We start from the raw sequence: 15,891 nt of genomic DNA on the forward strand, positions 1-15,891 counted from the left end.
GCCACGACAGCAGGACGCATTTTTCACCCAACCGCCTTCAAGAATGCTGTTCTATATACATGTTAACTGATCGATTGACATAGAAAAACGAGAATGAGGCGGAGCGTCCTGCTCATCGTGGCAGCACGGAGTTGCCTCGCCCTCCCCAGCCGATTGCGGTCCTCGCTCCCCCGGGTCGCTGCGGTCCTCATCCCTCGCACGACATTGTCGGCCGCTCTCGCTGTGCTCACGGTTCCCTACGGTCACCGTTCGCTTTCCGAGGCGCTCACTGTGTTCGCGCCTCGCGACGCTCGCTCGGCCGACAGCGCGCGCCACCGCACGCCGGTTTCCCGGTCCGAAGTGAATATACAGCTCGTCTCCACAGCTCGTTCGATGGAAGACGCAGCGGAGAGAGAGAGAACCGACCCACAGAGACCCGCCGATGTACTGGTAACAGCAGTCGGCTCGAGAAAATCCTATCGAACGGCTCGAGTCGCGTCGTCGATAATCTCGAGCGCCTCCTTCAGTTCCTCGGTCCCGGTCGCATAGGAGAGCCGTGCGTAGCCCTCACCGTTCGCACCGAAGGCATCGCCGGGGACGACGACGACGCCGCGCTCGAGCACTTCGTCACACCAGCCGTCGGGGACCTTCGGCATGACGTAGAAGGCTCCTTCGGGGGTTGGCACCTCGAGGCCGGCATCGGTGAGCCCGTCCAGCACGAGGTCCCGCCGCTGTTCGAAGGTGTCGACCATCTCCTGGACCGGCTCCTGTGGACCCGTCAGAGCTGCTTCGGCGGCGTACTGTGCGGGCGCGGAGGCGCAGGCCTGCCCGTACTGGTGGACCCGAAGCATGCGCTCGATCCGTCGGTTGGAAGCGACGACCCAGCCGAGTCGCCAGCCGGTCATTGAGTAGGTCTTCGAGCAGGCGCTGACGACGAGGACGTTGTCCGTCTCGGCGAATTTCAGCGGCGAGTGGTGCTCGCCCTCGAAGACGATGTGCTCGTAGACCTCGTCGGAGATGCAGAGCACGTCGTGCTCGTCGGCGATGCGGGCGAACTCGCGCATGTCGTCTTCGCTCTGGACGGCCCCCGTCGGGTTCGCGGGGCTGTTAACGATAAACGCGGCCGTCTCGTCGGTGATCGCGTCCTCGACCGCCGCGGGATCGAGCGTCAGATCCTCCCGCAACCCGACGGGCTTCGGCGTACCGTCGGCGATGTGCGTCAGTGCATCGTAGGAGACGAAACCGGGGTCGGGGAAGATCACTTCCTCGCCGGGGTCGACGTGGGCCTCGAGCGCGAGATGGAGCGCCTCGCTGCCGCCCGAGGTGGCGATCACGTCTTCGGGGTCGACTTCGAGGCCGTAGTCGCGGTCGTACTTCGCCGAAATCGCCTCTCGAAGCTGTGGCGTGCCCTTGTTCGAGGTGTAGGCGTCGGCCCGCCCGGCTTCGATCGCCTCGATCGCGCCGCGGCGTGCGTGGGCGGGTGTCGGAAAGTCCGGCTGGCCGAGTCCGAGGTTGATCGCGTCCTCGTCGGCGGCCTCGAACACTTCGCGGATGCCACTGATCGACACCTGCTCGACTCGCGCTGCGAATTCGGTCATGGCTAAACGGGGGCAGTCGATCCCGATAACTCTTCATGTGTTCGTCGGCCCGTGGTCGCCGTTCGAGCGATCCCGACGAGCTGTCGATTCTGTCAACGAATCTATGGAGGCCACAAGGGATATGCCGCTCGTAGCGAATCTCTCCGATAATGACTATTTCCCGCCGATCGTTGCTCGCTGCGGGCGCGACCGGCACCCTCGCGCTGACGGCCGGCTGTATCGACGTCGTTCTCGGCAACGGGCCACTCGAGTTCGATTCCGACCGCGTCGCCCCGACCGACGGCGCACTCGAGGCGGCCGGCTACGAGGAAAGCGGCGTCAACAACGACGCGATCGAGCGAACGGTCGAGCTTCCCGGCGGCGTCGAACGCGACGTCCGAGCCGGAATCTGGCGTTCGGTCTACACGAAGGCGGTCGACTATCTGGGCGGAACGCACGAGGGTGCCGCCTTCGCCGCCGTCTCGATCCCCGGCATGACGGTCGCCGGTCGATCGCTCAACCCGCTCGACGATATGTCGAACAAGGAGCTTCTCGAGCGGTTCCTGAGCGAGGTGCCCAGCGATAACGGGGATATCAGGAACATCCGGCACGACGAGTCGTTCGGTCTCGATATCCTCGGCGACGGCCGCGAGGTGGATCTGTTCGTCGGCGAGAGCGACCTCGAGGGAGAGACGGTCGATATCGAGATCAAGCTGACGTCGTTCGATCACGACGGCGATCTGCTCGTGATACTCGGGACCTATCCCAGAATGCTCACGGCGGAATCCGCGAACGTCGAGGAACTGATGGAGTCCGTCGAGCACCCCGTCGAGAGCTAACGAACGGTGCAGCGTCTCGGTTCGCGATACCAATAGATCGTCGTCGAATCGAACGAAACCGAACGAGACACAGGCGACCGCGTTTTCGGTTGCACTGAATTAAACGCGAATAGCTGCTGGAGTGAGCCGCGAGTAACGTCCGGAGTGAACCGCAAATAGCGCCCACCGCAAACAGCGAACGCGGCGCGCAAAAATGACTAACGAACGGCGGCCTCAGTAGAACTCGCGGACGAGGTCCATCGCGTCCTCGGGTGCACCGTCGGGAATCTCGGACATGTCCTCGGTGACGCCGTGTTGTTCGTGGTACGGCACGGAGTTTTCGTCCTGATACATGATGCCCTGGTACTCCTTGTCGCTGTCGAGGATGACTTCCTTGGCAGCCTCGTAGTCGTTCGGATCGTGGTCCTCGTCTTCCTGCAGGTCGACGAGGTTGTCGCGGAAGTAGTCGTAGGTGTCGACGTCGTTGAACGTGACACACGGGCTGAAGATGTTGACGAACCCGAATCCGTCGTGTTCGATCGCCTCCTGGACGATCTCGGCGTGACGCATCGCGTCCGAGCTAAAGGACTGGGCGATGAAGCTCGCACCGGACGCGAGCGCGAGGGCGAGCGGGTTGACCGGCGGCTGCTTCGACCCTTCGGGGGTCGTCGAGGTCTCGAAGTCCGATCGCGAGGTCGGCGAGGCCTGCCCCTTCGTCAGCCCGTAGATGCGGTTATCCATGACACAGTAGGACATGTCGACGTTCCGCCGGACGGCGTGGACGAAGTGACCGGCACCGATCGAGTAGCCGTCACCGTCGCCGCCGGCGACCATGACCTCGATATCGGGGCGGGCCATCTTGACGCCGGTCCCGACCGGGAGCGCACGGCCGTGGACCCCGTGAAGGGCGTAGCTGTGCATGTAGGTCCCGATCTTGCCGGAACAGCCGATCCCCGCCACCACGAAGGTGTTGTCGGGGTCGTTGCCGGTGTTCGCGAGGGCTTTCATCATGCCGTTCATCGTCCCGAAGTCGCCGCATCCGGGACACCACGTTGGCTGCTTGTCGGATTTGAAGTCGGTGAATCGTACGTCGGAGCTCATTATGCTGGTACCTCTTCGGTGAGTTTGTCGGTGATGTCGTCTGCGAGTTCGTCCGCCTTGAATCGAACGCCTGTATACTTGTTAATGCGTTTCACACGGGTAAGTACGTCGTGTTCGATCACGTCGGCGAACTGCCCGGTCGCGTTACACTCGACGACGATCGTCTCGTCTGCGGCCTCGATATCCTCGGTCAGGTCCGGCCGGGGGAAGATGTAGGGAACCGAGATGACGCGGACGTCGATGCCGTCTTCCTCGAGGTAGTCGAGGGCTTCGATGAGCGCGCCCTCGTTCGATCCCCACGAGATGATGAGATTGTCGGCGTCCGGGTTCCCGAACTCGCGGTAGTCCCAGTCTTCCTCGTTCCGTGCGGTCTCGACCTTGCGATATCGCTTGTCGACCTGGTGGACGCGCTCGTCTTCTTCCTCCGTCCGGCGGCCGAGCTCGTCGTGCTCGAGGCCAGTGGACATGTGTGCGGCGTCGGTCGTGCCGGGGATGGCGCGCGGGCTGACGCCGTCTTCGGTGACGGCGTGAGCGCGGAAGTGACCCTGTGCGTCGAGCCACTCGTCGACGCCGTCTTCGTCGACGAGCTTGCCGCGATCGATCTCGACGTCGTCCATGTCGAAGACCTCCGGCGGGAACGTCTGTTCGGTGACCGACATCGCCAGATCGGAGACCAGGAAGACCGGCGTCTGGTACTTCTCTGCGAGGTTGAACGCCTCGACAGTCTTCCAGAAACACTCAGTGATCGACGTGGGCGCGACGACGAACCGCGGGACTTCCCCGTGGCCGGCGTACAGCGCCATGTTGAGGTCGCCCTGTTCCTGTTTCGTCGGCATCCCAGTGGAGGGACCGGAGCGCTGCACGTCGGCGATGACCAGCGGCGTCTCGCTGGTCGCGACCAGGCCGAAGGTTTCGGTCATGAGGTCGATCCCGGCTCCCGACGTCGCGGTCATCGATCGGGCACCGGCGCGTGCGGCCCCGAGCGACATGTTGATCGCCGATAACTCGTCTTCCGCCTGCACGACGTGACCCCCGTAGTCCTCGATACGCTCCGTCAGATACTCCATGATCGACGTCGCGGGCGTGATCGGATAGCCGGCGTAGAATCGGCAGCCGGCTGCGATGGCACCCATCCCGATCGCCTCGTTGCCGTTGAGGAGGACGTAATCGTTGTCGGTCGTGTCGATGTTGTAGCCGAGGTGGTCCAGATCGTAGTTCTCCTGGACGTACTCCTGTCCCGCCCGGGCGGCCGCCTTGTTGTTCTCGACGATCTTCGAGCCCTTCCCACCGAAGCGCTTCTCGAGGGCCTCGTCCAGATACTCGACGTCAAAATTGGTGATTTCACACGCGGCACCGAGCGCGACGATGTTGCGCATGATTGCGCCGCCAGCCTCTTCGGCCAGCGACTTCAGCGGAACGTCGACTGCGGTCGCCTCGTCGGGAATCTCGGCCTCCCACGAGCGCTCACCGTCGTAGATGATGACGCTGCCGTCGTGAAGTTCGTCGAGGTTTTCGTCGATCGTTCGCTGTGTGAGCGCGACGAGAATGTCCAGTCGATCGACGACGCTCTGGACCTGCTCGACCGACGTCCGAATCTTGTAGGCTGTGTAGCCGCCGCGGATTCGCGACGCGAAGTCTTTCGACGTGAATACGTGTCGTCCGGCTCGGGAAAGGGCCTGAGCGAATATTTTACCTGTGGAGTCGATACCGTCGCCGGCCTCGCCCCCTACCGCCCAGTTGAGATCCTCTGCCATGTTATGCTGAGGGTTACCCCCCACAAATGAAAAGGCTTCTGAAACCCCAGTCGAACGACCGCAATAGCGGGAACGATGTTCGAGCGGGAGAACCGTTCTGCGGTGGTCGGGAACGAATTCGCGGCGACGATTCGCGCAGGAGGAGAACGGTACGAAAACGCGTGAGCGGTGTGGCGTCGTCGCTCTCATCCGCGCGATTCGCCCGGCCGTGACAGCACAGTGGCGTCCGCCGGGATGGAACGGAACGCCTTTTCAATCGGCTTTCGAACAGGTTCGACATGGAAGGGACGTCAGTCACCGTCGCATCGGTCAGCGAAGTCGGTCCGGACACCGTCGCACTCGAGCTCGAAACGCCCGATGGGTTCGACGCCCATCCGGGACAGTTCGTCTTGCTGCGGGCCAGTCCCGACGGCGAGGAGGTTTCGCGTCACTACACGCTCTCGTCGCCGGACGTCGGAACGACGTTCGAACTCACGGTCGGCGTCGATCCCGACGGCGATCTCTCGCCGTGGCTCGCCGACCTCGAGGGCGGTGAAACCGTCACCGTCGAGGGGCCGTTCGGCACGATCACCTACGACGGCGAGGACGACGTCGTCGCGGTCGCCGGCGGGCCGGGGATCGGTCCCGCGGTCGCGATCGCCGAAGCGGCCCACGACGCGGGCCGCGACGCCGTCGTGATCTATCAGGCGGACGAACCGGCCCACACCGACCGTCTCGAGGCGCTCGAGGACGCCGGCGCGACGGTCCGGTTCGTCGGCGATGACGCGAACGACGAACTGGCGGACGCGATTGCCACGCACCGCGAGGCGGGCCAGCTATACGCGTTCGGCTTCGACGACTTCGTCACGTTCGTCGCCGAGGCGATCGACGACGCCGGCGGCGATCCGGACGAGGCGTTGATCGAGAACTTCGGCTGACGACCGACGGCAACTGCCGCCGACTGCCACGAGACTGGCCGCGAGGTACCGATCGGTCGAACTCACGCGTCGGATTCCTGCGCACGTCCCAGTTTCAGAAACGCGAGCGCCGCTCCCAGCAGGGCGGTGTTCTTCAAAAAGTCGGTGAGCTGCTGTTGTTTCTCCTCGGGATCGTCGACGTTCCAGAAGTCGTGCATCACTGGGGTGACGCTGGCGAAGAATCCAGCGATTGCGGCGGCGGACGCGGCCGGCACCCGCCACAGCGCGACCCCGATACCGCCGAACAGGAGGCCGCCGCTTATCGCCGGAACCGAAAACGACGGGGCCGGCGCGTTTTTCATCTCGGCGTACTGAACGCGACCCTCGAGGTTTTGGAGGTTGTCCGTCGCCATGAACGCGAGGACGGCACCGAACAGGACGCGTGCGATCCGAAACAGTCCGCTTTCGGCTATCGAACTCCCGTCCGTCTCCGACTGTCGACGCGTTCCGCTGGTACCGTCGGGCCGTTTCTCACGCTGCAGGAGGCTACGCATACACTGGCGTATACGCGCGGCGGGTTTCAGTCCGACCGTGACATTTGCCTGTCCCAGGAGAGCCGATAGTCGCTCTAGCGTATAGGTTAGAACGCGTGACAAAGGTGTTTATGCCGCTTTGTGGTGGAATCGCGTATGCGACGAAGAGACCTCCTCGCCGGCACGACCGGCGCGGTCTGTGGACTGGCCGGCTGTACGGGTTCGACGTTCGAACGACTGCAGACGGACCGTTCCAGTACCGACGACGATCCTGCTGGCGACTCGAGCGATACTACCCAATCGAACTCGGGCGACACGATCGAAGTCGGCGACCCCGACGAGGTTCCGTTCCCCGACGCCCACCCGCCACACGAGTTCGAACTGCGAAACGAGGGCAAGACCGATCGAACGGTCTCCGTTACGATTACGGCCGACGGAGATGACGACAACGGAGACGATGACAGAGACGGCGAGACCGGCGCATTGCTCGAGCGCGACCTCGAGCTGGCGGCGGGCGACGGACTCACGCTCGTCCTCGTCGAACCACGATCGTACACGGTCACCGTCACGACGAGCAGCGACGACGGCACGAGCGAGTCGACCGTAACCGACGGAGTCGACCGCGACCCTTTCGACTGTACTCGCTCTCGAACGACCCTGACGCTTCGCGATACCGGCACGCAGACGGAGTCGACCTCGACCTCGATCTCCTGTCCGGTTCCGGCGGTTGCAGACGCGTCTCTCGAGGTCGGCGAGCGAGAGTGTGCAGCGGAGACGGACGACGACAGTGCCACTGTCGAGTTCGCGGACGAAACGGTGATCGTCGACGGCGAGATCACGACGCCGACGCCGTGTCACGGCCTCTCGCTGGCCGAGACGGACTACGACGAGCGACGCGATATCCTCTCGATCACCGTCGCGGTCGGCGACCAAGAGAGCGACACCTGTACCGACTGCCTCGGCACTGCCGACTACGAGGCACAGATCGGCCTCGAGGGGCGGTATCCGGGGCACGTCGAAATCTACCACGAGACTCGTGACGAGACGCAGCGGATCACCGCGGCCGAGCATTGAGTGTTCAGCGGACGAGGAAACCGGGAGCCGAGGCGATCAGTGCTCGACGAGTTCGATGAGGATTCCACCGGTATCCTTCGGATGCAGGAACGCCACCGAGTGACCCCACGCGCCCGGTCGCGGCTCCTCGTCGATCAGTGCCACGTCGTGGTCGCGGACCGTCTCGAGGGCCCCCTCGAGGTCGTCGGTCGCGAGCGCGAGGTGGTGGATTCCCGCACCGTTGTTCTCGAGGTAGCGAGCGATCGTCCCGTCCGCTTCGAGCGGCTCGAGCAGTTCGAAGTAGCCGTCGCCGCAGTCGAGGAAGACGACGCGCATGCCGTCGAACTCCTCCTCGTGGACGACCTCGAGGCCAAAGAGGTCGCCGTACAGTGCTGCGAGGTCCGCTGCGTCGTCGATCGCGATTCCGGCGTGATCGTAGTGCATCGAACTATACTGTTCGGAGCGGCCGTGTTACTGTTATGATTTTTCGTCCGGTTCGATCGCACTCGAGGTGCGGGACCACCGCCTCGCGTCGGCCGTCACTCCAGCTGCAACTGGTCGGCCAGCCGATCCGACGGGCCGCCGTCGAGGTCGAACACCGCGCGCATCTCTTCGGGTGAGAGTTCGAAGTCGAAGACGTCCGCGTTAGCCTCGATATGCTCACGGCTCGCCGCTTTCGGAATCGCCGCGACGTAGGGGTGCTGGATCAGCCACCGCAGGGCCACCTGCGCCGCCGACTTGTCGTGGGGCTCGCCAATCGACTCCAGTCGGTCGTCACCGACGACGGCTCCCTCCGCGAGCGGACTGTACGCCGTCAGGAGAATCTCGTTCTCCACGCAGTACGCGATGAGGTCGTCCGGCTGGTGGTACGGATGGTACTTCACCTGGTTCGTGACGATCGGCGTCTCGGATTGCTCTATCGCATCCTCGAGCCCCTCGATCCCGAAATTGCTGATCCCGACGTGCTCGACCAGCCCGTCGTGCTGGAGTTCGTTCATCGCACCGATCGTCTCCTCGAGCGGTGCCTCGTCGCTCGGTCCGTGCAACAGGAGGAGGTCGACTGTCTGGAGCTCGAGCCGCTCGAGGCTCTGTTGGGTTGATTCGTGCACGTCCGCTCGAGCGGCGTTATCGGGATGGACTTTCGTCACGACGAAGACGTCCTCGCGGTCGACGTCGCTCTCGGCGACTCCCCGACCGACCGCGGCCTCGTTGTCGTACAGCTGGGCGGTGTCGATATGACGGTAGCCGACCGCCAGTGCGGTTTCGACGGCCCGCTGGCAGTCGTCGCCGGTCATACCCGCGGTGCCAAGTCCGAACACGGGTATCTCGGCCCCCTGTGCGATGACCGTTCCGCTCGTGGAAGTCGTGCTCATAGCAGGCGGTTCACCGCCACTCAGCATCAAGGTCCGGCCAGCAAGGAACGACCAGCGAGCCCGTCGCTACTCGAGGGATCCCCGACTGTCCGCTGAGAGCGCTATACTCGCTCCGCAGTTCACCTTCCGAAAAAAGCGGTCGATGGCGCGAGTGGATCGTCTTTCGATCGAGACCAGCGGCTCGAGTCGTTACGCGTCCTCGGATGTCGCGTTGTCGTCGGTCGCGGTGTCGTTCATCCCGCTTTCGTTATCCGCGGTCTCGTTGCCCTCTTCGATGGGCTCGTCCTGCGTGTCCTCCGTCGCGTTCTCGTCGGCCTCCTGCTCTTCCGGACTGCCGTCGTCTCCCTCGGGCATCGAGAGGGAATCTCCCTCGCCCGGTGGAACGATTTGCATGACCGCGCCCGTGTCTCCTTCGGGGACGCCCACCTGGTTCGCGAGGACGTACACGTTGCCGTCGTTGTCCTGCCCGAACTGCCGGACGAAGTAGGGGAACGAGCCGTCTTCGGTTCCCGCGACCTGAAGTTCCTCCATATTCCAGAGTTCGTCTCTCGGGACGACCTGTTCTTGACCGCCGGCACCGGCGTTCGCTGCTCCGTCACCGGCCGTCTCGTTGGTCGCGTTCGTTTCGTTCGTCCCGTCGGTTTCGTTATCGAATCCCTCGTCTTCGATACCGTTCTCGGCCGCCGTTTCGTTATCGCTGGCGTTGGTTTCGTTACCTCCGCCGATCGGCTCGTCCTGCGTGTCTTCGGTCGCGTTCTCGGGGGCCCCCTCCGCATCGGGACTAACCCCTTCCGTCTGATTACCGCCGTCTTCACCGGTCATCGGTTCGCCGTCGTCGTCGGGTTCCGAGGCGGCGAGAAGCCGTCCCTGCGGTGACTCCCGCGCCGGGTCCGCCGTCCAGTCGCCGAAGATGTACTTGCCGTTCAGCTCTTGGACGGCATCGGCTTCGTACACGTGGCCGCCGATGATCGTGATGCCGACCGTCTGCTCCTGATAGACGTGGGGATACTCGACGATCGGATCCTGCAGCTCTTGGCCGTTGTATGGAGCTTCGTCGGGGGCCGAATCGGGACAATCCTCCGGCGGCTGGCTCGGACTGTCCGTGCTGAAGCAGTGGGTGCCTTCCTTGACGTTCCAGCCGTAGTTGCCGCCCGCCTCGACGAGGTTCGCCTCCTCGAAGAGGTCCTGTCCGGCGTCAGAGACGAACAGCCGGTCGTTGCTATCGAACGAGATGCCGAACGGATTGCGCATTCCCCATGCGTAGTACTCGGGGAGGGCGTCTTCTTCGTCAACCAGCGGGTTGTCCTCAGGAATGCCGTACGGGCGGTCGTCACCCTCCGAATCGACGTCGATTCGGTGGACGCCGCCGAGCAGGTTCTCGCTGACATCCTGCCCGTTCCCGCCTTCGTTGTCGTCGTACCAGTCCTCGACGTGGCCCTCCATATTATCGTTCGCACCGCCACCGTCCCCCATCGGGACGTACAGGTAGCCGTCCGGGCCGAACGCCATCGGTCCCGCGTCGTGGTTGTACTGGGGCTTCTGGAACTCCATCAGGACCCGTTCGGACTCGGGATCGCCCTGACTCATGTCCTCGTTGGCCTGGAACTCGGAGACGACCTCGACGTGGCTCCAGCCGTCGGGCGTCTCGTCGTTCGGCGGCGCGCTGTAGTGAACGTAAAATCGACCGTTCTCCGAGAACTCGGGGTGGAACTCGATTCCGAGCAGTCCGCGTTCGTCGTAGTCCTGATTCGGATCCGCGTAGTCACCCTCGAACGTGCCGAGTTCGACGAGTCGATCGCTGATATCGAGGAACGGCTCGTCCTGCAGGCCGTCGTCGGTGACGACCCAGAGCTCGCCGGTCTGGTCGGCGACGAAGTATCGGTCCTGGTCCTCGTCGGCGACCGCCATGTCCGTCGGCGCGGTCATCCCCTCCGCGAGGGTCTGGACGCCAATCTCCGTCCCCGACTGGAAGAAGGCCTGGCCCTGCCCGTCTTCCGACTCTTCGGTCCCGTTACCGCCGCCGACCGAGACCTCCCCGCGCATCGTCGCCGAGTGGGGCTCACAGTAGTACTCCGCCATCTCGCTCGTCGCCTCGAACTCGAGCGTTTGGGTCTCGCCCTGCTGGCTCATGAGCTCGGTCCGCTCGAGGTCCTCGCCGTCCTCGCTTTCGATGACGAAGTTGTGTGAGAGTCCGTCGAGATTCTCCCACGTGACCTCGTACGTGGTTCCCTCCTCGAGTTCCAGCGTCGGGTTCGTCTCGCCGGAGATCGGGTCGGGCGAGACGCCCTGCCACCCGCTCGTTTCGCCGCCGAGTTCGATCGTCTGAGACTCGAACTGGGCGACGCCGATCCCGCTCAGACCGACGACTCCGCCCGCGGCCGCGGCGGCCTGTAGCACACGGCGGCGCGAGGTCGATGGATAGTCGTCCGATTCCGATACGGGGGTCGATCGCTCGTCGGGTTGCTCGCTCATAGTGCGCTCACGACAGGTGGTCGCCCGATATAAGGATAAACTGGTCCGGCCGTTCCTCCGAATTTCCCGTTTAATCAGGTGTTGTCCTCGAATCACCTGACGGGACCGGTCGTAAAACGGTATTACGCAAGTCCACCGATGCGATTACCCGACTCTAATTCGACGTTCAGTCGCTCACACCGCGCCGCCGGGTTGGTACTCCCCGAACTCGTCGCGCATGACGTTACAGATTTCGCCGACCGTCGCGTAGGCCTTGACCGCGTCGATGATGTACGGCATCACGTTCTGCTCGCTCTGCGCCGCGTCGCGCAGCGCCTCGAGGGCCGCGTCAACGGCCTCGTCGTCGCGCTCCTCGCGGACGGACTCGAGGCTATCGATCTGTCGCTGCTGATCTTCCTCTGTGACCTCCTCGACGTCCATCTGGGGGTCCTCGTCGACTTCGAACTCGTTGACGCCGACGATGATCCGCTCTTTGTCCTCGATCTCCTTCTGGCGGTCGAAGGCCGTGTCCTGGATCTGTCGCTGAACCCACTGCTGTTCGACGGCATCGCGCATGCCACCGCGGTCGTCGACCTCCTCTAGGATCTCGTAGGCCTCTTCCTCGACCTCGTCGGTCAGGGATTCGACGTAGTAACTGCCGGCGAGCGGGTCGATGGTGTCGGCCGCGCCGGACTCGTGGCCGAGGATCTGCTGGGTCCGCAATGCGGTGCGAACGGACTCCTCGGTCGGCAGGGCGAGGGCCTCGTCCTTCCCGTTGGTGTGGAGACTCTGGGTGCCGCCGAGAACCGCTGCGAGCGCCTGATAGGCGACGCGGACGACGTTGTTCTCGATCTGCTGGGCGGTCAGCATCGAACCCGCCGTCTGGGTGTGGAACTTGAGCTGTTTGGACTTCGGATCGTCCGCATCGAAGCGCTCGTCGATGATGTCGTGCCACATCCGGCGAGCCGCGCGGAACTTGGCGACCTCCTCGAAGATGTTGTTGTGGCCGTTGAAGAAGAACGACAGCTGGGGTGCGAAGTCGTCGACGTCGAGGCCGGCCTCGATCGCCGTCTCGACGTACTCGATGCCGTCGCCCAGCGTGAAGGCGAGTTCCTGGGCAGCCGTCGAGCCGGCCTCGCGGATGTGATAGCCCGAGATCGAGATGGTGTTGAACTTCGGCGTCTCGGAGGCACAGAAGTCGAAGATGTCCGTGATGATCCGCATCGACGACTCGGGCGGATAGATGTACGTGTTGCGCGCGATGTACTCCTTCAGGATATCGTTCTGGATGGTTCCGCGAAGCTCCTCGCGGTCGACGCCCTGCTGGTCGCCCACCGCGATGTACATCGCCAGCAGCACCGATGCGGGCGCGTTGATCGTCATCGACGTCGAGACCTCGTCGAGCGGGATGCCGTCGAAGACGGTTTCCATGTCGTCGAGCGAGTCGATCGCGACGCCGGCCTTGCCGACCTCGCCCGCGGCCATCGCCGCGTCCGAGTCGTACCCCATCTGCGTGGGCAGGTCGAAGGCCATCGAGAGCCCGGTCTGGCCTTGGTCGAGCAGGTAGTGATAGCGTTCGTTCGTGTCCTCCGGCGTCGAGAACCCGGCGTACTGACGCATCGTCCAGAGTCGCCCGCGGTAGCCGGTCGAGTACACACCGCGTGTGTACGGCGGCTCGCCGGGATTCCCCAGATCCTCTTCGTAGTCGAGGTCGGCGACGTCCGCCGGCGTGTAGAGTCGATCGACCTCCTGGCCGCCCGTATCGGTCGTAAACGTTTCCTTGCGCTCGCCGAACCGCTCGAGGACCGGCTCGACTTCCTCCTCGTGCCACTCTTCCTTGCTGGCACGGATCTCCTCGAGTTCGTCGGGATCGAACATTATGGTTACCGTGGACCGGCCGGGGCTTGAACTTTGATGAACGCGCCGCGTTTGCGCGGCCGTCCCGCCGACCCGCGTTCCGGTCGTCTCAGACGCTGTCGGTCGGATCGTGTTGCGCTGCCATCCGCGATGCTTCGTCGGCGTATCGCGCTCGCGTCTCCGGATCGTCGACGGTCCCCAGCGCGTCGGTTGCGACGAGCAACCCGGCTTTCGTCTCCCGCGCCGGCCCCGTAAAGCTCGTCAACGCGCGCTCGCGGCGGTGGTATCGCCGGCCGTCTTCGGTCGCGTACACGAGGATGATGAGATTGAGTTCGTCGTCGCCGTACGTTCGTTCGACGAGCCAGACGCGAACCTCGTCGCTGTCGTCACCGTTATCACTCTCGTCGGAATCGATACGCGAAGTCGCTACTTCTGATTGGTTTGAATCCATGAGTATCACTCCTCTCATCACAACCGCTTATGTCTCGCGCCGTCGATGCCTCGGTCATGGCAACGGAACTGACGGGCGGGTCCGACGATGCGGGTGATCGCCGTCGCGCCGCCCGCTACGTCGCGCCGTTTCTCGCGCTCGGATTGGTGAACCTCGGGCTCTTGCTCCGCTGGGGGCTGGATCCGCTGTGGGCCTTCGCCATCCTGCCCCCGATGCTGTTTCTCTCCGGCATCGGCTGGATCGCGTTCCGCCACGGCTTCCACGAGCGGTCGGCCGGCCCGGGTCCGAATCGGTGACTCGAGCGGGGACGCCACCGCCGTCGGCCCCATCGCTACCGCCCCATCGCTACCGGCCCGTATCGTACTTGTACGTCGCCGAGTCGGGGTCGATCCCGAAATCCTCCGGCGACTCCTCGTCGTCCGCGTCCTCCCGCCCGTCGGGAGCGTTCTTGAACGCGTCCCGAAGCCGGTCGGGCACTCGGAACTCGGCGACGTCGATCGAGAACGCCACCGCATCCGGGTCGACGCCGTCGCGTTTGGCCTCGAGTCGGTCCTGCAGAACGTCCGGGAGGCTCGATTCGTCGATCCGCTGGAAGCCGAACTGGGCGAGATATCTTCCCTCGCCGGTCAGGGAGTAGACGGTATCGAACCCCTCGTCGCTCGCGTACTCCACGAGCCGTTCCACGACGTGGGCCCCGACGCCCTGCTCGCGCCAGCCCTCAAGGACGCCGATGCTGGTCAGTTCGCAGACGTCCGCCTCCTCGTCGGGCTTGTGGACGCGGATGCGGCCGAAGCCGGCCTTCTCGCCGGACTCCTCATCGACCGCGACGACGTAGTCGCGCGAGCGGAACGCCGTCTCGTCGAGACCCATCGATTCGATGTGATCCAGCAACCAGACCTCCTCCCTGTTTTTCGCGTCCCGCACGTACATGACTCGATATAGGCGGCGTGCAGCCAAAAGGGTTTGTGGGATACCACGATCCCGCAGCGGGGCGACGGGGGATCGAAACCGTTACTCAGGTGTCTTCGACGTTGCTAGAGTAGGCTGCAGTCGAACGAGCTTCGACTGAAAACACGTTGCTGACGGCGAAACTCGTCTACCTCTTCGAGTCGTCACCGAACCGATTCCTGTACCCGACCGCTGGCTGCCCGCGCCTGCTCGAGCAGTCGCTCGATCCGATCGTCCGTCGAGGGGTGCGTCGAGAGGAGCCGAGTCCACGGATCCTCATCCTCGGTGTGGACGTACAGGGGAGAGAGCAGTCCGTGCGACGGCTCCGCGGCGCGCTGGATCGTCCGGAGCGAGCGGGCGAGCGCGACCGGTTTGCCGGTGACTGCGGCGGCGCGGTCGTCGGCGGCGTACTCTCTGCGACGCGAGTGTGCGCGAACGACCAGCGTCACGAGCAGCAAGCAAAGCAGTACCCCGCTCTCGATGATCCCCAGCAGCCGGCCGAACACGGTCCGCGACCACGATCGAGGGGTTCCGCGTATCCACGCGATCGCTCGAGCGGCCCCCGCGATCGGCAACAGGAGCGGGGTCAAAAGCATGAAGACGAAGCCGACGATCGTCCGGAAGACGCTGTACGCGAGCGTCTGAACGAACGCGTCGTTGCGCTCGAGGTGGGCGAGTTCGTGGGCGACCAGCGCCTCGAGGCCGTCGAGCGACAGCAGGCGAAAGAGCGAGCGGTCGAGCACGATCACGCCGTTGCGGCCGCTCCCCAGTGCGAACGCGTTGGGAACCGGCAGCCGCGCGATCATGACGGTCGGCGAGTCGACGTCCATTCGGGACTCGAGGTGATCGAGCCGTCGGTAGAACGCCGGCGCGTGCGACCGCGGCAGTTCGACCGCCTCGATGCTCGAGAGGAGCTGTTTCGTCCCGAAGCGGTAGCTCAGGTAGCCGAGGAGGAGGGCGATGCCGGCAATCGACAGGAGCGTCGTCGCGGGGTCGGGTGCGGAAACCCGGAGCAGCGACAGCGCCCAGTAGCTGACGGCTGCCAGGCCGAGATACCACACCAGTACCAGGCAGCCGACGAGCGACATCAGGAGTCGGGT

15 protein-coding genes are annotated in these 15,891 nt (G+C 64.2%); 4 read left to right on the forward strand and 11 right to left on the reverse strand.

The features are described from left to right. Positions 1–455: 455 nt before the first annotated feature. Complete coding sequence (locus HYG81_RS21100; RefSeq protein ID WP_180841664.1) at positions 456–1,577, reverse strand: pyridoxal phosphate-dependent aminotransferase; 1,122 nt, start codon at positions 1,575–1,577, stop codon at positions 456–458. A 149-nt stretch (positions 1,578–1,726) separates the two neighbouring features. Between HYG81_RS21100 and HYG81_RS21105 the strand changes: the two genes are divergently transcribed. After that, entirely contained in the window at positions 1,727–2,395 is a 669-nt protein-coding gene (locus HYG81_RS21105; RefSeq protein ID WP_180841665.1) for a DUF6517 family protein, read from the forward strand. Positions 2,396–2,608: 213 nt separating this feature from the next. Here HYG81_RS21105 and HYG81_RS21110 read toward each other — a convergent pair whose 3' ends face one another. Then, positions 2,609–3,475, reverse strand: a complete 867-nt coding sequence (locus HYG81_RS21110) for a 2-oxoacid:ferredoxin oxidoreductase subunit beta (RefSeq protein ID WP_180841666.1) — start codon at positions 3,473–3,475, stop codon at positions 2,609–2,611. After that, positions 3,475–5,229, reverse strand: a complete 1,755-nt coding sequence (locus HYG81_RS21115; RefSeq protein ID WP_180841667.1) for a 2-oxoacid:acceptor oxidoreductase subunit alpha — start codon at positions 5,227–5,229, stop codon at positions 3,475–3,477. The genes HYG81_RS21110 and HYG81_RS21115 overlap by 1 nt, the downstream gene beginning before the upstream one ends. A 278-nt stretch (positions 5,230–5,507) precedes the next feature. Here HYG81_RS21115 and HYG81_RS21120 point away from each other — a divergent pair, with 278 nt between their 5' ends. Next, positions 5,508–6,146: a ferredoxin--NADP reductase gene (locus HYG81_RS21120; protein WP_180841668.1), complete on the forward strand. Its 639-nt coding sequence runs from the start codon at positions 5,508–5,510 to the stop codon at positions 6,144–6,146. A 62-nt stretch (positions 6,147–6,208) separates the two neighbouring features. On the opposite strand, the gene HYG81_RS21125 is transcribed toward HYG81_RS21120, so the two are convergent. After that, entirely contained in the window at positions 6,209–6,679 is a 471-nt protein-coding gene (locus tag HYG81_RS21125) for a DoxX family protein (protein WP_180841669.1), read from the reverse strand. Positions 6,680–6,814: 135 nt separating this feature from the next. On the opposite strand from HYG81_RS21125, the gene HYG81_RS21130 reads away from it, so the two are divergent. Continuing rightward, the gene (locus tag HYG81_RS21130) at positions 6,815–7,732 is read left to right on the forward strand and encodes a hypothetical protein (RefSeq protein ID WP_180841670.1); all 918 of its coding nucleotides are present in this window, start codon (positions 6,815–6,817) and stop codon (positions 7,730–7,732) included. 36 nt (positions 7,733–7,768) lie between these two features. Here HYG81_RS21130 and mce read toward each other — a convergent pair whose 3' ends face one another. The 5 genes from mce to HYG81_RS21155 all read right to left on the reverse strand — a co-directional run bounded on the left by mce (position 7,769) and on the right by HYG81_RS21155 (position 13,843). Continuing rightward, positions 7,769–8,155: a methylmalonyl-CoA epimerase gene (gene mce, locus HYG81_RS21135; RefSeq protein WP_180841671.1), complete on the reverse strand. Its 387-nt coding sequence runs from the start codon at positions 8,153–8,155 to the stop codon at positions 7,769–7,771. A 95-nt stretch (positions 8,156–8,250) separates the two neighbouring features. Beyond that, positions 8,251–9,084: an aldo/keto reductase gene (locus tag HYG81_RS21140; protein WP_180841672.1), complete on the reverse strand. Its 834-nt coding sequence runs from the start codon at positions 9,082–9,084 to the stop codon at positions 8,251–8,253. A gap of 189 nt (positions 9,085–9,273) precedes the next feature. Continuing rightward, the gene (locus tag HYG81_RS21145) at positions 9,274–11,556 is read right to left on the reverse strand and encodes a PQQ-dependent sugar dehydrogenase (RefSeq protein ID WP_180841673.1); all 2,283 of its coding nucleotides are present in this window, start codon (positions 11,554–11,556) and stop codon (positions 9,274–9,276) included. A gap of 174 nt (positions 11,557–11,730) precedes the next feature. Beyond that, the gene (locus tag HYG81_RS21150; RefSeq protein WP_180841674.1) at positions 11,731–13,413 is read right to left on the reverse strand and encodes an acyl-CoA mutase large subunit family protein; all 1,683 of its coding nucleotides are present in this window, start codon (positions 13,411–13,413) and stop codon (positions 11,731–11,733) included. 88 nt (positions 13,414–13,501) lie between these two features. Further along, a complete protein-coding gene (locus tag HYG81_RS21155; RefSeq protein WP_180841675.1) occupies positions 13,502–13,843 on the reverse strand; it encodes a DUF7967 family protein in 342 nt (113 codons plus the stop codon). 56 nt (positions 13,844–13,899) lie between these two features. On the opposite strand from HYG81_RS21155, the gene HYG81_RS21160 reads away from it, so the two are divergent. Continuing rightward, positions 13,900–14,139, forward strand: a complete 240-nt coding sequence (locus HYG81_RS21160) for a DUF8142 family protein (protein ID WP_180841676.1) — start codon at positions 13,900–13,902, stop codon at positions 14,137–14,139. 49 nt (positions 14,140–14,188) lie between these two features. Here the strand turns inward: HYG81_RS21160 and HYG81_RS21165 are convergent, their stop codons facing one another. Continuing rightward, positions 14,189–14,773, reverse strand: a complete 585-nt coding sequence (locus HYG81_RS21165; protein WP_180841677.1) for a GNAT family N-acetyltransferase — start codon at positions 14,771–14,773, stop codon at positions 14,189–14,191. A gap of 182 nt (positions 14,774–14,955) precedes the next feature. Next, positions 14,956–15,879: a M48 family metallopeptidase gene (locus tag HYG81_RS21170; protein ID WP_180842947.1), complete on the reverse strand. Its 924-nt coding sequence runs from the start codon at positions 15,877–15,879 to the stop codon at positions 14,956–14,958. Positions 15,880–15,891: the final 12 nt, after the last annotated feature.

The sequence above is a fragment of the Natrinema zhouii genome, assembly GCF_013456555.2.
Taxonomy (GTDB): Archaea; Halobacteriota; Halobacteria; order Halobacteriales; family Natrialbaceae; genus Natrinema; species Natrinema zhouii.

Coding starts and splice junctions, on each gene's coding strand:
- HYG81_RS21100 (WP_180841664.1), bottom strand. CDS start 1,577: ATGACCGAATTCGCAGCGCGAGTCGAGCAGGTGTCGATCAGTGGCATC.
- HYG81_RS21105 (WP_180841665.1), top strand. CDS start 1,727: ATGACTATTTCCCGCCGATCGTTGCTCGCTGCGGGCGCGACCGGCACC.
- HYG81_RS21110 (WP_180841666.1), bottom strand. CDS start 3,475: ATGAGCTCCGACGTACGATTCACCGACTTCAAATCCGACAAGCAGCCA.
- HYG81_RS21115 (WP_180841667.1), bottom strand. CDS start 5,229: ATGGCAGAGGATCTCAACTGGGCGGTAGGGGGCGAGGCCGGCGACGGT.
- HYG81_RS21120 (WP_180841668.1), top strand. CDS start 5,508: ATGGAAGGGACGTCAGTCACCGTCGCATCGGTCAGCGAAGTCGGTCCG.
- HYG81_RS21125 (WP_180841669.1), bottom strand. CDS start 6,679: ATGCGTAGCCTCCTGCAGCGTGAGAAACGGCCCGACGGTACCAGCGGA.
- HYG81_RS21130 (WP_180841670.1), top strand. CDS start 6,815: ATGCGACGAAGAGACCTCCTCGCCGGCACGACCGGCGCGGTCTGTGGA.
- mce (WP_180841671.1), bottom strand. CDS start 8,155: ATGCACTACGATCACGCCGGAATCGCGATCGACGACGCAGCGGACCTC.
- HYG81_RS21140 (WP_180841672.1), bottom strand. CDS start 9,084: ATGAGCACGACTTCCACGAGCGGAACGGTCATCGCACAGGGGGCCGAG.
- HYG81_RS21145 (WP_180841673.1), bottom strand. CDS start 11,556: ATGAGCGAGCAACCCGACGAGCGATCGACCCCCGTATCGGAATCGGAC.
- HYG81_RS21150 (WP_180841674.1), bottom strand. CDS start 13,413: ATGTTCGATCCCGACGAACTCGAGGAGATCCGTGCCAGCAAGGAAGAG.
- HYG81_RS21155 (WP_180841675.1), bottom strand. CDS start 13,843: ATGGATTCAAACCAATCAGAAGTAGCGACTTCGCGTATCGATTCCGAC.
- HYG81_RS21160 (WP_180841676.1), top strand. CDS start 13,900: ATGGCAACGGAACTGACGGGCGGGTCCGACGATGCGGGTGATCGCCGT.
- HYG81_RS21165 (WP_180841677.1), bottom strand. CDS start 14,773: ATGTACGTGCGGGACGCGAAAAACAGGGAGGAGGTCTGGTTGCTGGAT.
- HYG81_RS21170 (WP_180842947.1), bottom strand. CDS start 15,879: ATGTCGCTCGTCGGCTGCCTGGTACTGGTGTGGTATCTCGGCCTGGCA.